The organism is Microbacterium sp. BWT-B31 (genome assembly GCF_041379855.1).
Taxonomy (GTDB): Bacteria; Actinomycetota; Actinomycetes; order Actinomycetales; family Microbacteriaceae; genus Microbacterium.
Map to the genome: position 1 here is coordinate 1 of NZ_JBFECU010000022.1, position 16,418 is coordinate 16,418.

The window sequence follows — 16,418 nt, forward strand, 5'->3', positions numbered from 1 at the left end:
CGCTGTGACACCGCCCTCCTCACGATCCAGCGCCTCGAAGAACCGAACCTTCAACTCCTCAGAAACCACGATCCCCGCAACCCCCTGAAACTCAGGGTGTTGCGGGGATCGCTAGAACCCGCCGATCCGGGGGCGGCCCTTCGCGTCGGCGCCTACGCGGCGAGGCGGGCGCGACGGGCCACCGACTCCACCGCGGTGCGGTACTCGTCGATCATGCGGTGGTGCGACAGCCGCGGCCTGGCGGCCTCGGCGAGTCCCCGATGGTGCGACCTCACCTCGAGCACGCCCTCCCACGCCCCGGCGATCCGCTCGGGCTCGCGCGAGGTCACCACCCCGAAGCCCGCGATCTGCGCAGCCGCGTCGCCGACATCGGTCGTCACGGGGGTCGCGCCGCACGCGGCGCCCTCGATGAGGCAGAGGGGGGATGCCTCGCCGAACGCGCTCGTCAGCGAGACGATGTCCGCGATCGCGTAGATCGCGGGCATGTCCTCGCGGATGCCGAGCGGATGCAGGTGCACGGCGGGGTCGATGCCGGCGTCGGCGATCATCGCGGCAAGCCCCGCGTTCTCGGGCGTCATCCCCGCCCCGCACAGCACGTAGTGCGTGCCGGGCCGGCGGCGCGCGTGCTCGGCCACCGCGCGCAGGAAGAGCCCGGGGTCCTTCATCGCGTCGAAGCGCGCCGCGAACACCACGACCGGCGCACGCTCGGGGATTCCCAGGCGGGCGCGCGTCAGAGCCTGCTCGGGTGACGGCGCCGGCCGGAAGCGCTCGAGGTCCACGCCGTTGGCGACGACGTGACGGTCGGCGCCGTGCAGGAACCTGCCGTACGCCGACTCGGTGGACTCGGCGCACGAGATGCTCGCCGCCACGAGCCCGGACTGGACCGACTCCGACAGCCACCCCAGCGCGGGCCCGGAATGAGTGGGGTCGGACCGGTGCAGGCACACGGCGACCGGCACGTCGGGCATGAGGCCCCGCTCCCGCAGCGCGAGCAGCAGGCTCAGCGGCTGCTCCTTGAGCGAGAGCACGACATCCGCGTGCGAGAGCGCGGCCGCCGCGCGGCGCAGCTGGCGCCGTCCGAAGGCCTCCGGAGCGATCGGCGCGCCCCCGGCCGTCGCGCCGAGGCTCACGACCTCGACGCCCGCCCGCTGCAGGCGCGCATAGCGGGAGTCGTCGCGCATGCGCTGGACGGTCGATTCGCGCCGGGCGCTGGAGGCGAGCGAGAGCACCGTGTGGTGCTGGTCGGGGCCGCCGTGCAGCCCCGCGACCACCTCGGTGTGCAGCACGCGCGCGCCGCCGGCGAAGAAGCCCTCGTAGAGGGAGAGGACGCGAAGGGGACGGTTCGTCATAGCGTCTCCGGGGGTGTGCGGACGATGGGGGGATGCCAACGCACCGCCGGCCCACGAGGACCCTGCGCGGTGCGCACCGGCGCCGACGCCGTCGCTCACATCGTGGGGGCCGCACGCCCCCGCTGTCCATGGGCTGCGAGTTACGGGTAGGTAAAAAGAATGCCTACGCGCGGGTGCCGCCCCCGAAGAACGCGACCCCGAGATCGGGGTGGTCGACGAAGACGCCGTCGATCGCGCCGTCCCGGATCACCGCCCACTCGCCCTCGTAGTGGCCTGCGGCGGCCTTGCCGCCGGTGCCGCGGAACTGCGGGATGAGGAAGGCGTTCTCGGGGCGCACGGTCCACGTGAACACCAGCAGCCCGCGCTCATGCGCGTCGGCGACGACCGACGACGGACCGGCGGTGCGCCCGCGGCGGTCGGGCGCGAGGATCATCCGCTTGTCGACGCTGATGCCGTCGACGACCCCGACCAGAGCGTCCAGGCCCGCGGGCGTGACCTCGTCGGCGTAGGTCGGGGCATCCGACCCGAGGCGGTCGACGAGGTCGAACGCCGAGCCGCTCGCCTCGACGAGGTAGATGTACGTGCCGCGGACGCCGCGCGAGCGCACCTTCTCGAGAATCGTGCGCTCGAACGCCTCGACCCACAGCGGCAGCGCCCCGTCGGCCCAGCCGGCCTCACGTAGCTCCTGCTCGATGAGCGCGGCGAGGTCCCAGCCGAGCGACTCGAAGTACGTGGCGTGCTTGATCTCGAGCACGACGCCCAGTTCGCGCCCCCGCTCGAGCGACGCCTCGCGCACGAGGTCGAGCACGTCCCGCAGCCGCAGCACGGGCTGGCGATCGTCGAACGAGGCGCTGGTCGCACGCAGCTTCGGCAGCCGTTCGCGGCAGCGCAGCGTCGAGAGCTCCTGCCATGTGAAGTCCTCGGTGAACCAGCCGGTGAGCTGGGCGCCGTCGACGATCTTGGTGGTGCGTCGCGCGGCGAACTCGGGGCGAAGTGCCACATCCGTCGTGCCCGAGATCTCGTTCTCGTGCCGCACGACCAGCACGCCGTCCTTCGACACCACGATGTCGGGTTCGACCGCGTCCACCCCCATCGCGAGCGCGAGGTCGTACGACGACCGCGAATGCTCCGGGCGATAGCCGGGCGCTCCGCGATGGCCGATCACGAGGGGGCTCGGGCGAGGCATCGCCCCAGGCTACAAGCCGGTTCCGGATGCCGCGGGCCCGGGCATCCGTTCAAAGACGTCTCACAGCCGTTCGCTTGACCGATGTCCCCATGCGTCGGTTATCGTGGAGCCACAGCGCTTCGCTGTCGACCCCTGATTTGGAGTGTGAGAGCAGTGGCCCTCAACAATCCCGCATTCAACAACCCGGCGTTCCAGGATGCGCGAGCCGTGAAGTCGTACCCCGGCGGCCCGCAGGCCGCCACCATCGGAGGCCCCACACAGGCCTCCACGGCACAGGCGCAGGCCACGGCCGCCGCGACCAACGCGCAGCTCGAGGGCGCCTTCGCCGCCCCGCCCGCCGGCTCGCTCGAGACCGGCCGCATGACCGTCGAAGACACGGTGTGGAAGACCGTGGGCCTGTTTGCGGTGCTGGTCGTGGCCGCTGTCGGCGGATGGGTGTGGACGATGGCGTCGGCCACCTCGACCGGCCGCGTCAACGTCCTCCCCTGGCTCATCGGCGCACTGGGCGGCTTCGTCCTGGCGATGGTCATCATCTTCACGTCCCGCAAGAAGGTGCGCCCCGCGCTGATCTTCACCTATGCCGCGTTCCAGGGCGTGTTCGTCGGTGGCATCTCGGCGTTCTTCGAGCTCACCTGGCCGGGCATCGTGCTGCAGGCGACGCTTGCGACCCTCGCGGTTGTCGGCGTGACCCTTGCCCTGTTCGCCAGCGGCAAGGTGCGCGCCTCGAAGAGGGCCACGAAGGTCTTCATGATCGCGATGATCGGCTACTTCGTGTTCTCGCTCATCAACGTCGGGCTCATGCTCTTCAACGCGCCGATCGCGGGCGGCCCGTTCGGGTTGCGCAGCCAAGAGGGCCCGTTCGGCATCCAGTGGGGTCTGATCATCGGCGTGCTCGTGGTCATCATGGCCGCCTACTCGCTCGTGCTCGACTTCGACAACATCCAGCAGGGCGTGCGCAACGGCGCTCCGCGCCAGTACGGCTGGCTCGGCGGCTTCGGCATCATGGTGACCGTCGTCTGGCTGTACCTCGAGATCCTGCGCATCCTCGCGATCGCGCGCGGCAACAGCTGACCTGCACGCAATTGAGCGCGGCCGTCCGGGAAACCGGGCGGCCGTTCTCGTTCACCGGCACCGGGCGGAGGCAATCCGCAACAATGCGGGCGTTGGTCTCTATAGTGACCACATGCGCACGCGCCCCCCGACCCCGCACGACGGCGCGAGGGGGTGGCGGCATCCGCTCATCGCGCTCGCGGTCGGAACACTCGTCACCCTCACCGTGGCCGGCCCGGCGGCCGCCTCGGCGCCGTCCGTCCGGGCATGGGATGCCGCGTCACGCGATGCGGCGGCCTCCCCGCTGCCGCTGGACGCGGTCGACCCGTACGTGCAGGTCGAGTGCGCGGTCGAGATCCCCGCGGCCGAACGCGACCGGGTGTCGTGCGGAACGCTGACGGTGCCCGAGAGCCGCGCGCCCGATGCGGACCCCGAGCGGGTGATCGAGCTCCCGGTGATCCGGATCGCCGCGCGCGCGGCCAGGCCCGCCGCCGATCCGCTCGTCTTCCCGACTTCGGGCGGGCCGGGCGGCGGCTCGGTCTCGGCGCTGTGGTACTTCCTCGACCACGCCGACTGGGCCACCGACGACCGCGAGGTGATCCTCGTCGAGCAGCGCGGCGACCAGGCCTCCGATCCCACCCTCGACTGCCCCGAGAACAGCGCCGACGCGTTCCCCGTCGACGGGGCGTGGCCCACGGGCAGCGCGGGCCGGGCGCGCTACCTGTCACTGATCGAGGAGTGCCACCAGCGCCTGATCGCCGACGGGGTGAACCTGGCGGCGTACACGAGCGCGGCCAGCGCGGCCGATCTGGCGGACCTGCGCGCGGCCATCGGCTACGGCGCCTGGAACCTGTACGGCACGTCGTACGGCGCCCGCCTCGCGCTGACCGCGATGCGGGATCATCCGGACGGGCTGCGGTCGGTGATCCTCGACGGCGTCTACCCGCCGAACGTCAACCGCTACGAGGTGGTCCCCGCAGGCTTCCTCGGCGCGGTGGGCCATCTCTTCGACGCGTGCGCCGACGCCGTGGGGTGCCGCACGGCCTACCCCGACCTGGAGGAGAGCCTGCGGTCGCTCCTGGAGCGCACCGCGCGCGAGCCGATCACCATCACGGTCGACACGCCCGACGGCACCGCGGTCACCCTCGACCTCGACGACACCGCGATCACCGCGGGACTGTTCGACGCGTTCTACGACGCGGGACTCGTGCGCGTGCTGCCGTTCGTGATCGATCGCCTCGCGAAGGGCGACGACAGCGTCGCCCTGCCCCTCGCCCAGCGGTTCGTGGACTCGTACGGCTGGCTGAGCGAGGGTCTCGACCTGTCGATCGAGTGCGCCGAGGAGGTGCCGTTCACCGACGAGACGCGGCTGAGCGAGGAGCTTGCGGCCGACCCCCTGCTGGAACACCTCTCGGTCACCGACCGGCGCGACGAGTGCGAGCTGTGGCAGGTGCCGGCGGCGGGCGAGGGCGAGAACGCCCGGGTGTCCAGCTCGATCCCGACGCTGCTCATGTCGGGCGGGTACGATCCGATCACTCCGGCTTCGTGGGCCGATGCCGCCGCAGCGACGCTCGAGAACCACTACTCGTTCGTCTTCCCGACGCAAGGTCACGGCTCGGTCTGGGCGAACTGGTACGACCCGTGCGCGGCCTCCATGGCAGAAGAGTTCCTCGACGACCCCAGCGGCGAGCCCGACAGCGCATGCGTCGGCAGCGCGCGGCCGGCGGAGTTCGTGGTCGGCGACGGCATCGACACCACGTCGGCCGTGTTCCTCCTGAACCGCGACGTCTTGCAGCAGGGCGAGCCGCTGCAGATCGCGATCCTGCTCTCGACGCTCGCGCTCACCGTCGCGACGCTCGTCTACACCGCTGTATACGGCCTGCGCCGGGTGATGCGCGGCGCAGGCACCGCGCCTGCCGGCGCCGTCCCCGCGGCAGCGTTCTCATCGGGGCTCTACGTCGCCTACCTCGCGGCGATGGCCATCGTGGTCCTGAGCGTCGACCAGCTCGTCGCCGGGTTCGGACTGCCGTCGTGGACGTGGCCGTTCGTCGTGCTGCCGTACATGGCGTTCGCCGGCGCAGTCCTGCTGGTCGTCACCGTCGTGCGCGCGTGGGTCGACGACGACGGCGGCGTGGGCCACCGCGTGTTCCTGTCGCTGTCGGCCCTGGCCCTGGTGGGACTGGGCGTGTGGCTGCTGGTGCGCGGGTTCCTGACGCCGTAGCGCAGGCATCCGCCCGTCGCTAGCGTGGCGAGGGTGGCGGCAAGAGCCGAGACCTTCGTCCAGGTCGCAGAGCACGAGGTGCGCGTGTCGCACCCCGACAAGGTCGTGTTCCCCCAGCCCGGCCTGACCAAGCTCGACCTCATCGAGTACTACATCGCCGTCGCCGCCGGCGCGCTGCGCGGCGCGGGCGGGCGGCCCCTGGTGCTCAAGCGCTTCGTGAAGGGCATAACGCAGGAACCCTTCTTCCAGAAGCGCGTCCCCGAGGGGCATCCGGCCTATATCGACACCGCGATCCTGCGTTATGCGCGGGGCACGTCGGCCGAAGAGGCGGTGGTGCGCGATGCCGCGGGCCTGGCCTGGGTCGTGAACCTCGGATGCCTCGACCTCAACCCGCACGCGGTGCGCGCGGAAGACCTCGACCACCCCGACGAGCTGCGGGTCGACCTCGACCCCATGCCGGGGGTCGAATGGGCCCAGATCGTCGACGTCGCGCACGTCGCACGGGACGTGCTCGATGACGTGGGTCTCACGGGCTGGCCGAAGACGAGCGGGTCGCGGGGACTGCACGTTCTGGTCCGCATCGAGCCGCGATGGAGCTTCGCCGACGTGCGCCTGGCCGCCGAGACCCTCGCCCGCGAGGTCTCGCGGCGTGCCCCCGGGCTCGCGAGCGCGCAGTGGTGGAAGGAGGAGCGCGGCGAGAGCGTGTTCGTGGACTTCAACCAGAACGCGAAGGACCGCACCGTGGCATCCGCGTATTCGATCCGGCCACTGCCGGACGCGCGGGTGTCGACCCCGCTCGCGTGGGACGAGGTGCGGATGCGCCGCCCCGACGAGTTCACCGTGCGCACCGTCCGCGAGCGCTACGCCGACATCGGCGACCCGCACGCGGGCATCGACGACGCGGTCGGCGTGCTCGACGGACTGCTCGCCCTCGCCGCCGAGCTCGGCCCCGCCGAGAAGCCGCCGCGCGGATCGGGCGACGGCTCAGGACGGCGCGCCTCGACGATGCCGCTCATCGAGATCGCGCGCACCCGCACGAAGCCCGAGGCCGAGGCCGTGCTCGAGCGCTGGCGCGCCGAGAACGTCGAGATCGCCCGGATGCTGCATCCCGCCGACGTGCTCGTGGACGGCATGCGCGGGTCGAGCTCGCTGTGGTACCGCGTGCGCATCAACCTGCAGCATGTGCCGAAGGCGGACCGGCCCGCGCAGGGCGCGCTGCTCGCGGACTACGACCCTCCCCACGGCCCCGCCACGCATCGCTGACGCGCCGCGCGGAGCCTCCGGCCGCCTGAGCCCAGAGAGGGGAAGCCCTGGCCCGGCGGCTCACCCGCGAGGCGTTGAGCGAGCCGCAGGCAAGACGAGAAGACGACCCGAACCCGCGACCCGCACTACCCCGCAGGCTCGATGCGGAACACGGGGAAGCCCGGCGCGATCTCGGCGAGTCGCTCGTCGGGCGAGTTCTTGTCGACGTTCTCGAAGAACATGCCGACCTCCCACGCCCACGCGCGCAGGTACTCCCGCAGCACCGGGGGCTTGTCGGTGTCGGCGATCTCGACCGCCGTGAAGCGCTCGGCCTTGCCGCCCTTGCGCAGTTCTCCCCCGCCGGCGACCCGCAGGTTGCGCACCCACTGCGTGTTGCCGCGGGGCGCCACGAGATAGCGCACGCCGTTCACACGCAGCGGGTTCACCGGGGTCGTGCGCCACTGGCCGCTGGTGCGCCCGCGCACCGCGAGGACGCGGCTGCCCGCGAGGGGCAGGCCGATGCGTGTCAGGAACCCGACGAAGCCGTTGAACACGCCGTCGGCGCGGGTGGGTCTGATGTACCGCTCGGTCACGCGTCCATCATGCCCGCTCAGCGGCCCGGGCACGCAGCCGGCGCCTCGGCGTCACTCCCACTCGATGGTCCCCGGGGGCTTCGAGGTGACATCGAGCACGACCCGATTGATGTCGCGGACCTCGTTGGTGATGCGGTTGGAGATCTTCGACAGCACGTCGTACGGCAGGCGCGTCCAGTCCGCGGTCATGGCGTCCTCCGAAGAGACCGGGCGCAGCACGATGGGGTGGCCGTAGGTGCGGCCGTCGCCCTGCACGCCCACCGAGCGCACATCGGCCAGCAGCACCACCGGGCACTGCCAGATCTCGCCGTCCAGTCCCGCCCGGGTCAGCTCCTCGCGGGCGATGGCGTCGGCGTCGCGCAGAATCTCGAGGCGGTCAGCGGTGACCTCGCCCACGATCCGGATGCCGAGGCCGGGGCCCGGAAACGGCTGGCGGCCAACGATCACCTCGGGAAGCCCCAGCTCGCGACCGATCGCGCGGACCTCGTCCTTGAAGAGCGTGCGCAGCGGCTCGACGAGCTCGAACTGCAGGTCTTCGGGAAGCCCCCCGACGTTGTGGTGCGACTTGATGTTCGCGGTGCCCGTGCCGCCGCCGGACTCGACCACGTCGGGGTACAGCGTGCCCTGCACGAGAAAGCGGATCGGCTCGCCGTCGGCCTCGGCCTCGGCGACCAGCTGCTTCTCGGCCGCCTCGAATGTGCGGATGAACTCGCGGCCGATGATCTTGCGCTTCTGCTCGGGGTCGCTGACGCCGGCGAGCGCGGTGAGGAACTGCTCGCGCGCGTCGACGGTGACCAGCCGCACGCCGGTCGAGGCGACGTAGTCCTGCTCGACCTGCTCGCGCTCGTTCTTTCGCAGCAGTCCGTGGTCGACGAAGATGCACACGAGCTGGTCGCCCACGGCCTTGTGCACGAGCGCTGCCGCAACGGCGGAGTCCACGCCGCCCGACAGTCCGCAGATCACCCGGCCGCTCCCGATCTGGGCGCGGATGCGATCGACCTGCTCGGCGATGACGTTGCCGCTGTTCCAGTCGGCGGGAAGCCCCGCGGCCCGGTGCAGGAAGTTCTCGATGACCCGCTGCCCGTAGTCCGAGTGCTTGACCTCGGGATGCCACTGCACGCCGTAGAGGCGCCGCTCGTCGTTCCCGAATGCGGCCACCGGCGTCGCCGAAGTGGACGCGAGCACGTCGAAGCCCTCGGGAGCACGCGCGACCTGGTCTCCGTGGCTCATCCACACGTTCTGCGCGACGGGCTGGCCGGCAAGGAGCACCCCGCCGTCGCCCGTGACCGCGGCATCCGTCGCCCCGTACTCGCGCAGGCCCGTGTTCGCGACCTCGCCGCCGAGGGTCTGGGCCATCACCTGGAAGCCGTAGCAGATGCCGAGGGTCGGCACATCGAGGTCGAACACGCCCGCGTCGAGTCGCGGCGCTCCCTCTTCGTACACCGACGAGGGGCCGCCCGAGAGGATGATGCCGACCGGGTTCTTCGCCGCGATGTCGGCGGCGGTGGCGGTGTGCGGGACGATCTCGCTGTAGACCCCGGCCTCGCGCACACGCCGCGCGATCAGCTGCGCGTACTGCGCGCCGAAGTCGACGACCAGGACGGGTCGCTGCTGGGTGGCTGCCGCCGGCTCGGGGGAAGTCTCGGTCTGCTCGGTCACTTCGTGCCTTCGATGTCGAGGGTGGTGGTGAGGCTGGAGTGCTCGGCCAGGGTGTCCGCGGGCGCCTCGCGCTCGGCGAGGTAGCGCTTCACGTCGCGCGCGACGCGCACCTCGAGAAAGAACGACAGCAGCGGCACGATGCCGCCCGACGCCAGCAGCAGAAACCGCGGGAACGGCCAGCGCATGAGGCTCCACACCCGGAAGCACGCGAACAGGTACACCACGTAGAACCAGCCGTGGGCGATCAGGATGCCCAGCGACAGGTTGAGACCGTCGCCGGTCGACTCGCTGCCGCTCGGGCCCTCGACGACGGGGGCGAACCACAGGAACCCGCCCGAACCTCCGGCGAACAGTTCGTAGCCGAATCCGTACTTGACGATCATCTCGGCGACCAGAAGGAGCAGCATCGTGCCGGTGATGATCGAGCAGACCTGGTAGAACTTCAGGGCTCCGCGGATCGCCGGAAAAGAGGCGAGTTTGGGGGCTGCGGGCATGGTTCCAGTCTAGACAACGGATGCCGCGGCCTCGGCTCGCCGTCAGCTCAGGCCGCTGTAGACGTGCAGCCCCTTGAAGAACAGGTTCACGATCGTGAAGTTGAAGATGACCGCGGTGAATCCGATGATCGACAGCCATGCCGAGCGCGAGCCGCGCCAGCCGCGTGTCGCACGCGCGTGGATGTAGCCGGCGTACAGCACCCAGATCACGAAGGTCCACACTTCCTTCGTGTCGAAGCCCCAGTAGCGGCCCCACGCGTCGTTGGCCCAGATCGACCCGGCGATGAGCGTGAAGGTCCAGAAGATGAAGCCGATGATCGCGAAGCGGTACGCGAGGGACTCGAGCGCGTCGGCGCTCGGCAGGGTGCGCAGGAAGCCGGGGCCGGTCTTGACCGGCTTGACGGATGCCTCGACCGCCGCGGCATCCGTTGACTCGGCCAGCGCGACCTTGCGCTCGCGCCGCGCCTGCATGAGCTGCAGCACCGACAGGCCGAACGCGAGGGCGAACAGGGCTGTTGCGAGCGACGCGACGAACACGTGGATGACGAGCCATACGCTCTTCAGCGGATCGGCCAGCGGCACGATCTCGACGTAGAGACCGCCCACGAGCGTGCCGCCGAGGAGCAGCACGACCAGCCCCGTGATGAGCACGCCCAGGAATCGCAGGTCGTACTTGAAGAGGGTCACGAGATACACCGCGACGATGAGCAAGGTGCCGGTGAGGGCGAACTCGTACATGTTCGACCACGGCACCCGCCCGGAGGCGATGCCGCGCGTGAGGTCGCCTGCGAGGTGGAAGAGGAACGCGAGCACCGTGAGGGAGGTCGCGATGCGCGCCCACAGATAGCGCGTCCGCTGCGCCGGGGCGGCTTCGAGCCGCGCCTGCGCGGCCGCTTCGGCGGCGCGCACCTGCCCGATCGTCTCGCGCCCGGCAACCGCGGCAGAGACATAGCCGGCGCCGACGAGCTCGCGGGCGGCATCCTTCTGTTCGATCGACACCGCCGAGCGCCGCGACAGGTCGATCGCGTACGCGATGAACGCCAGAGCGTAGATCGCGATGGCGGTCCACACGAGCAGCACCGACACCTCATCGAGCGACAGCGTTTCGGTTGCGGGCATGGCGGCCATTCTACTTCGGGGTCGATTCGGATGCGGCCGACTTCGCGTGGGCGCGAAGCGCGGTCTCGAGTGCGTCGCCGTGCCTCTGCGCGACCTGGTCGACGGCGGCGGCGAGCGTCGGGTCCTCGCCGCGGGCGAGTCCGGCGTACTCGAGGCGCAGCGTGTGGCCGTCGGGCGTCGCCTTGACCCACATGCGGCGACGCGGCACGAACAGCGCCGACAGCAGCCCCAGCACCGCGAGCACGGCGAACGCGAGCACCCAGGGCGCCCCGACGTCGCGGTGGACCGACAACGAGACGAAGCGCTTCACCGACTCGGACAGGTCCTGCGCGCCTGCGGGCGACTCGTTCTCGAACGTGATCGTGCCGAGGCCGTTCGGCAGGTCGGCGGTCTGGCCGGGCAGCAGCTCGATCGAGTCGACGCCGATCGCGCGGCCGGTGAGCTGCTCCATGCCGGTCGGGTCGAGCGTGTACACTGAGCGCGGGGTTCCGTCGTCGATGCCGAGGTCGCCCGCGTACACGTCGAGCGTGATCATCGGGTAGACGAGGTCGGGGTAGGTCGAGGTGAACGCGCCGGTGGTCAGCTCCTGTGCGGTCGGATAGAAGAAGCCGACCAGACCGAGCTGCTGCGGCATCCCGTCGGTGACCTTCACGACCCCGAGCGAGGTCATGTTGGCGTCCTGCGGCAGGAACGGCACCGACTCGGAGTACACGACCTCGCCGTCGGCGTTTCGCACCGTGATCGTGGGGGCGTAGCCGTTGCCCATGAGGTACACGTTGTCGCCTGCGACGTTCAGCGGGTGGTTGACGCGCACCTCGCCGTCGGCGGGCTCCTCGCCCGGGAACTGCGTCGTCACGTGCGCGACGAAGTCGCCGGCCTGACCCGACCCCTTCACACCCGGCGCGACGTACGACACCGAGAACTCGTCGAGGGTCAGCGCGTAAGGGGTGAGGCCGTCCCCGTTCACGAAGCGCCCGGGGTTGAACGAGGAGTAGTCGAGCATCGTGTTGACGAACGTGCGCCCCTCGATGATCACGCTCTGCCCGGTATAGGTGAAGCCGCCGCCGATGCCCACCGCGAGAAGCACGCCGATGAGCGACGTGTGGAAGACGAGGTTGCCTGTCTCGCGCGCGTAGCCGCGCTCGGCCGAGACCGACAGCGTCCCGCGCGCGTCGTAGCGCTCGACGCGGTAGCCGGCCTTGCGCAGCTGCTCCCCGGCGAGCGCCATCGCCGTCTCGGCGGTCGCCGCGGCGTCGGCGCCGGGGGCCAGTTCGACGATCGCCTCGCGGTGGTCGTCGAGGCGCCCCAGCCGCGCCGGCGTGCGCGGAGGCTGTGCGCGCAAAGCCTTGAAGTGGTGCTTCGTGCGCGGGATGACGCATCCGATCAGCGACACGAACAGCAGGATGTAGATCGCCGAGAACCACGGCGACGTGTACACGTCGAACAGGCTCAGGTTGTCGAGGACCGGCGCGAGATCGGGGTTGTCGGTGAAGTACTGCGTGACGCCGTTCGGGTCGGCGCTGCGCTGCGGCACGATCGATCCCGGGATCGCGGCGATCGCCAGCAGCAGCAGCAGCACGAGCGCGGTGCGCATCGAGGTGAGCTGGCGCCAGCCCCACCGCAGCCACCCGACGAAGCCGAGCGCGGGCTGGGTGATGTCGTCGTTCGCAGAGTCGGATGCTCTCGAAACGCCGCCTTCGGCGGCACACGATCCGGTGCCCGCGGCATGCGCCTTCTCGCCGGCGAAGTCATCGGGACGCAGCGGGTCGGCCGACTTGTCAGAGCGGGAGTGGGACACTCTGCACCACCCCCTGCAGCTGCGCCATGAGGGTCGACCAGACGCCTGTCACCATCAGCACGCCGAGCAGGATCAGCAGTCCGCCGCCGATGAGGTTCACGACTCTGATGTGGCGGCGCAGGAACGCGACCGAGCGGGTCGCCCACCCGAAGCCGAGGGCGAGCAGGACGAAGGGGATGCCGAGGCCCAGCGAGTACGCGAGGCCGAGGAGGGCCGCCCGCCACGGGTCGCCGAGGTTCCACGACACCGAGAAGATCGCGGTGAGCGTCGGGCCGATGCAGGGCGTCCAGCCGATGCCCATCGCCAGGCCCAGCAGCGGCGCGCCGATCAGACCCAGGCTGCCCTGCAGCTCGGGGCGGACCGTGCGCTGGGCGATGCCGAACACCCCCACGAAGACCAGGCCGAGGAGGACGACGACGACGCCCATGACCCTCGTGATGAGGTCGGCGTACTCGACGAAGAAGCGCCCGGCGACCCCGCCGAGCACGTTGACCGCGATGAACACGACGGTGAAGCCGGCGATGAACAGCAGCACGCCCAGCAGCAGGCGGCTGCGGGTGGGGGCATCCGTCGCCGAAGCCGTCGCTGTCGCCGGGACAGGAGACTGCGCCGAGAGCAGGCCCGGATCGGCGGCCTCGTCCTGATCTCGCCGCGGCACCCTGCGGTCGGTGCGGCCCGCGCCGCCGGTCACCGCCCCGCCGATGAACCCGAGGTACCCCGGCACGAGCGGCAGCACGCACGGAGACAGGAACGAGACGAGTCCCGCCAGCATCGCGACCGGAAGGGCGATCCACAGCACGCCGTCGGCGACGAGCGCGCCGGGGTTCACTGCTCCTCCAGCACGGTGCGCACGATCGAGGTGAGGATCGAGGCCTCTTGCAGCTCGCCGATGATGCGGGCGGCGACGCGGCCCTCGCGGTCGAGCACGAGGGTGGTCGGCGTCGCCTGGATCGGCGTCTTGTCGGCGAACGCGAGCTTGACGGCGCCGTCGTCGGCGGCCATCACAGAGTGGTAGGTGACGCCCCACGTGTCGGCGAATGCGGATGCCGCCTCGGGCGAGTCGCTCGTGTTGATGCCGAGGAACGACACCCCGTCGCCCTCGAGCTCGCCGTATGCGGTCTCGAGGTCTTCGGCCTCAGCTCGGCACGGCCCGCACGCGGCGTACCAGAAGTTCACCACGAGCACGTCGCCCACGTAGTCCGCGCTCGACACGTCATCCCCGGTCTCGAGCGTGCCCTCGAACTGGACGGGCTCACCGCGCTGGCCGGTCGGGATCTCCTGCCACCGCGAGTCGCCCGCGATGTACCCCTTGTTGTCGCCCGAACGGTACTGGTCGGCGAGCGGGTCGTTCGCGCATGCCGCAAGTCCCGCAGTCAGCCCGAGGGCGACAATGACCGATGCCGCGGCGCGCGTGGTGAGGCAGCGAAGAGCAGGCACGCGCCCAAGTTTACGTGGGCGTCTTCTGTGCGCCGGCTGGAAGCCGGCTGAGCACCGGGGCCGCGGCGTGTCAGACCGCGCCGACGTCGACGGCGCCGGCCGTCGACGCGGGCTCGGCGTAGGCGACCTCGGTCCATTTTCCGCCGGCCCTCTCGAAGCTCGTGACGCTCGACAGCGCGCAGCGGCGGGAGCGCGGGTCGTGACGCAGGGGCTCGCCGGCGACGGCGAGGTGGGTGATCCAGATCGGCAGCTGATGCGACACGATGACGACGTCGCCGCCGTCCGCGGCATCCCACGCCTGTGTCATCGCCTGGTTCATGCGCGCGACGACGTCGAGATACGGCTCGCCCCAGCTCGGCAGCGCCGGCTTTCGCAGGTGACGCCAGTTCCAGGGGTTCAGAAGCGCCCGCACCATGCGCCGGCCCTCGAAGACGTTGGTGGGCTCGATGACCCGCTCGTCGATCACGGGCTCGATGCCGAACAGGTGCGTGAACGGCTCGGCAGACTCCTGCGTGCGCTGCAGCGGCGAGCAGATGAGCGCCGCGATGGGGCGCTGCAGGGAGTGGATGTAGTCGGCCGCGGACCGCGCCATATGACGCCCATCCGCACTCAGAGAGAAGCCGGGAAGCCGCCCGTACAGCACGCGGCCCGGGTTGTGGACCTCCCCGTGACGCACGAGGTGAAGTCGATCGGCTGGCACGGGGTCAGTCTAGGGGCGGGGTGGCGGCGCAGCACGAGACGGTTCGGCCCAGACCAGGCATCGAAGGTGATCTCGAACTCCACCGTCTGGCCGGCTGCGCAATCGCCTCGACCTCGACCGCTACCCGGAGTGTGCCGGGCCGTCCGTCGTCGGGAAGGGCGGATTCGTCTGCGCGAACCCGAAGTACGCCTCCATCGCGGCGATCGCCGTCGGCACTACCGTCTCTGACGTGCCGTCCCCGAAGTAGATCGACAGCGACAGAGTGCCGAGACTGCCGTCGGAGGCGGTGACCTGCGCCACCCCCGTCAGCGTGAGCGCGCCCATCGTCGGAGTGCCGTAGGTGACCGCACCCGGCTGAGACCCGTTCCAGGTCTTGGATTCCGAGGCGAACAGTGGATTATCGGGCGAGAGAACGTCGTCGATCGCTTCCGCGGGGTCTCCCCAAGCAGCGGGTGCGAAGTTCGCCGATGCCGCGCCGCCCACTCCCGCGGAGTTGTAAGTGCAGTCCCAGCTCCATCCGAGCTGTTCGGCCCCCGCGTTGGAGATGAAAGCCGACCCGCGGACATCGGCCCCGCTCAACAGGTCGAGAACGCCCGAGTCTGACAACGCGGCCTGGCACCATCCGATAGGCGTTGACAGGTCGGCTGCCGTCGACGGGGCTTGCGTGGGTTCTTCGGGCTGTTCGGAGTGGGCGTCGGTTGTCGGCGTCGGCGCTTGGTCGCCCGCGGCGCAGGTCCAGACTTCATCCTGCGGCTCAGCGACCCTGATGACGTAGGTCTCGCCCGCGCGAGTGACCGACAGTCCCCACTCGTCACCACTGGGAAGCGAGATCGCAGTGGTGAAGCTCTCGCCGTCCGCAGGAACAGCGGTGGGGAGGTCCGCAGTAGCAGGATCCTCGTAGCCTGCCTGCAACCGCCCCCCATCGACGTCAACGTCGGTGAGGGTCAGAACGGTGCCACTCAGTTCGTACGACTCCTCCGCCACCATGTCGGAGCCGGGATTCTCGATCGTGATTCCGTTGTCGGTCACGGTGAAGATCCACTCGGATGCGGCGCCTGATCCTGGGTCAGCCTCCTGAACGCAAGTCCATGTCCCTTGCAGAACGTCGATGGGGTCGGCGTCAGACTGCGCGTCGCCGCCGCCCCCTGAGCAGCCCGCCAACACCAACGCCAACGCCAACGCGCCCAATCCCCCGACGAGCGAGCGTTCAGCAACCCTCGATCGTGTCTGCACGACAGTCATCCCACTACTCCCCAATGCCCCAGATGCCGCTCAACCAAGTGCGAGCGACGCGCTTCGGCCTACGCGCCGCACATGCGTATCGGGTCCGCGTTGCTCCCGGACACCGACACTCTGTGAGAGCGACGTCGGCGGCCCAAGCCGGTCGCACGACGCACCGACACGAAGACGCCGCGCCACCCCATTGGCCGAGTGCCCTCGGGATGGCACGCAACCTCGAAAACAGGTGTGGCCGTGACCCCAGCCACGTACCACGTAGTCATTATGCTCGCCGACCGGGAACCTTCGACCCGCGTCCGGCAATCACTTGTCTGGATATTCCGGATGCCGC

At 70.4% G+C, this 16,418-nt stretch carries 14 protein-coding genes; 3 read left to right on the forward strand and 11 right to left on the reverse strand.

Going from position 1 to position 16,418, the window contains the following annotated elements; all coding sequences use genetic code 11:
- Window positions 1–152: 152 nt before the first annotated feature.
- On the reverse strand, window positions 153–1,349 hold the full coding sequence (locus tag AB1K54_RS16105) for a glycosyltransferase (protein WP_371203778.1): 1,197 nt from the start codon (window positions 1,347–1,349) through the stop codon (window positions 153–155).
- A gap of 163 nt (window positions 1,350–1,512) precedes the next feature.
- Window positions 1,513–2,535, reverse strand: coding sequence for a glycerophosphodiester phosphodiesterase family protein (locus AB1K54_RS16110; RefSeq protein ID WP_371203779.1), 1,023 nt, complete (start codon window positions 2,533–2,535; stop codon window positions 1,513–1,515).
- A 153-nt stretch (window positions 2,536–2,688) separates the two neighbouring features.
- Here AB1K54_RS16110 and AB1K54_RS16115 point away from each other — a divergent pair, with 153 nt between their 5' ends.
- The 3 genes from AB1K54_RS16115 (at window position 2,689) to ligD (ending at window position 7,069) form a co-directional block, all read left to right on the forward strand.
- Window positions 2,689–3,606 carry a Bax inhibitor-1/YccA family protein gene (locus AB1K54_RS16115; protein ID WP_371203780.1) on the forward strand — a complete coding sequence of 306 codons (918 nt, stop codon included), beginning with the start codon at window positions 2,689–2,691 and terminating at the stop codon, window positions 3,604–3,606.
- Window positions 3,607–3,718: 112 nt separating this feature from the next.
- Window positions 3,719–5,806, forward strand: coding sequence for an alpha/beta fold hydrolase (locus AB1K54_RS16120; protein ID WP_371203781.1), 2,088 nt, complete (start codon window positions 3,719–3,721; stop codon window positions 5,804–5,806).
- A gap of 33 nt (window positions 5,807–5,839) precedes the next feature.
- A complete protein-coding gene (gene ligD, locus AB1K54_RS16125; protein ID WP_371203782.1) occupies window positions 5,840–7,069 on the forward strand; it encodes a non-homologous end-joining DNA ligase in 1,230 nt (409 codons plus the stop codon).
- A gap of 125 nt (window positions 7,070–7,194) precedes the next feature.
- Here the strand turns inward: ligD and AB1K54_RS16130 are convergent, their stop codons facing one another.
- The 9 genes from AB1K54_RS16130 to AB1K54_RS16170 all read right to left on the reverse strand — a co-directional run bounded on the left by AB1K54_RS16130 (window position 7,195) and on the right by AB1K54_RS16170 (window position 16,090).
- A complete protein-coding gene (locus AB1K54_RS16130) occupies window positions 7,195–7,641 on the reverse strand; it encodes a nitroreductase/quinone reductase family protein (protein ID WP_371203783.1) in 447 nt (148 codons plus the stop codon).
- A 51-nt stretch (window positions 7,642–7,692) separates the two neighbouring features.
- Window positions 7,693–9,300, reverse strand: a complete 1,608-nt coding sequence (gene guaA / locus AB1K54_RS16135) for a glutamine-hydrolyzing GMP synthase (protein WP_371203784.1) — start codon at window positions 9,298–9,300, stop codon at window positions 7,693–7,695.
- Window positions 9,297–9,794, reverse strand: coding sequence for a DUF3817 domain-containing protein (locus tag AB1K54_RS16140; RefSeq protein ID WP_371203785.1), 498 nt, complete (start codon window positions 9,792–9,794; stop codon window positions 9,297–9,299). Before AB1K54_RS16140 ends, guaA begins: the two co-directional genes overlap by 4 nt.
- 42 nt (window positions 9,795–9,836) lie before the next feature.
- On the reverse strand, window positions 9,837–10,913 hold the full coding sequence (ccsB, locus tag AB1K54_RS16145) for a c-type cytochrome biogenesis protein CcsB (protein WP_371203786.1): 1,077 nt from the start codon (window positions 10,911–10,913) through the stop codon (window positions 9,837–9,839).
- A gap of 10 nt (window positions 10,914–10,923) precedes the next feature.
- Window positions 10,924–12,711, reverse strand: a complete 1,788-nt coding sequence (locus AB1K54_RS16150; RefSeq protein WP_371203787.1) for a cytochrome c biogenesis protein ResB — start codon at window positions 12,709–12,711, stop codon at window positions 10,924–10,926.
- A complete protein-coding gene (locus tag AB1K54_RS16155; protein WP_371203788.1) occupies window positions 12,692–13,540 on the reverse strand; it encodes a cytochrome c biogenesis CcdA family protein in 849 nt (282 codons plus the stop codon). Before AB1K54_RS16155 ends, AB1K54_RS16150 begins: the two co-directional genes overlap by 20 nt.
- The gene (locus AB1K54_RS16160) at window positions 13,537–14,148 is read right to left on the reverse strand and encodes a TlpA family protein disulfide reductase (RefSeq protein ID WP_371203789.1); all 612 of its coding nucleotides are present in this window, start codon (window positions 14,146–14,148) and stop codon (window positions 13,537–13,539) included. Before AB1K54_RS16160 ends, AB1K54_RS16155 begins: the two co-directional genes overlap by 4 nt.
- Before the next feature lie 70 nt (window positions 14,149–14,218).
- Window positions 14,219–14,848 carry a histidine phosphatase family protein gene (locus tag AB1K54_RS16165; protein WP_371203790.1) on the reverse strand — a complete coding sequence of 210 codons (630 nt, stop codon included), beginning with the start codon at window positions 14,846–14,848 and terminating at the stop codon, window positions 14,219–14,221.
- A gap of 120 nt (window positions 14,849–14,968) precedes the next feature.
- Window positions 14,969–16,090, reverse strand: a complete 1,122-nt coding sequence (locus AB1K54_RS16170) for a hypothetical protein (RefSeq protein ID WP_371203791.1) — start codon at window positions 16,088–16,090, stop codon at window positions 14,969–14,971.
- Between the last annotated feature and the right edge of the window lie 328 nt (window positions 16,091–16,418).

Bases quoted from the DNA above. Each gene is read 5' to 3' on its own strand.
- AB1K54_RS16105 (WP_371203778.1), bottom strand. From the start codon at position 1,349: ATGACGAACCGTCCCCTTCGCGTCCTCTCCCTCTACGAGGGCTTCTTC.
- AB1K54_RS16110 (WP_371203779.1), bottom strand. From the start codon at position 2,535: ATGCCTCGCCCGAGCCCCCTCGTGATCGGCCATCGCGGAGCGCCCGGC.
- AB1K54_RS16120 (WP_371203781.1), top strand. From the start codon at position 3,719: ATGCGCACGCGCCCCCCGACCCCGCACGACGGCGCGAGGGGGTGGCGG.
- AB1K54_RS16140 (WP_371203785.1), bottom strand. From the start codon at position 9,794: ATGCCCGCAGCCCCCAAACTCGCCTCTTTTCCGGCGATCCGCGGAGCC.
- ccsB (WP_371203786.1), bottom strand. From the start codon at position 10,913: ATGCCCGCAACCGAAACGCTGTCGCTCGATGAGGTGTCGGTGCTGCTC.
- AB1K54_RS16170 (WP_371203791.1), bottom strand. From the start codon at position 16,090: ATGACTGTCGTGCAGACACGATCGAGGGTTGCTGAACGCTCGCTCGTC.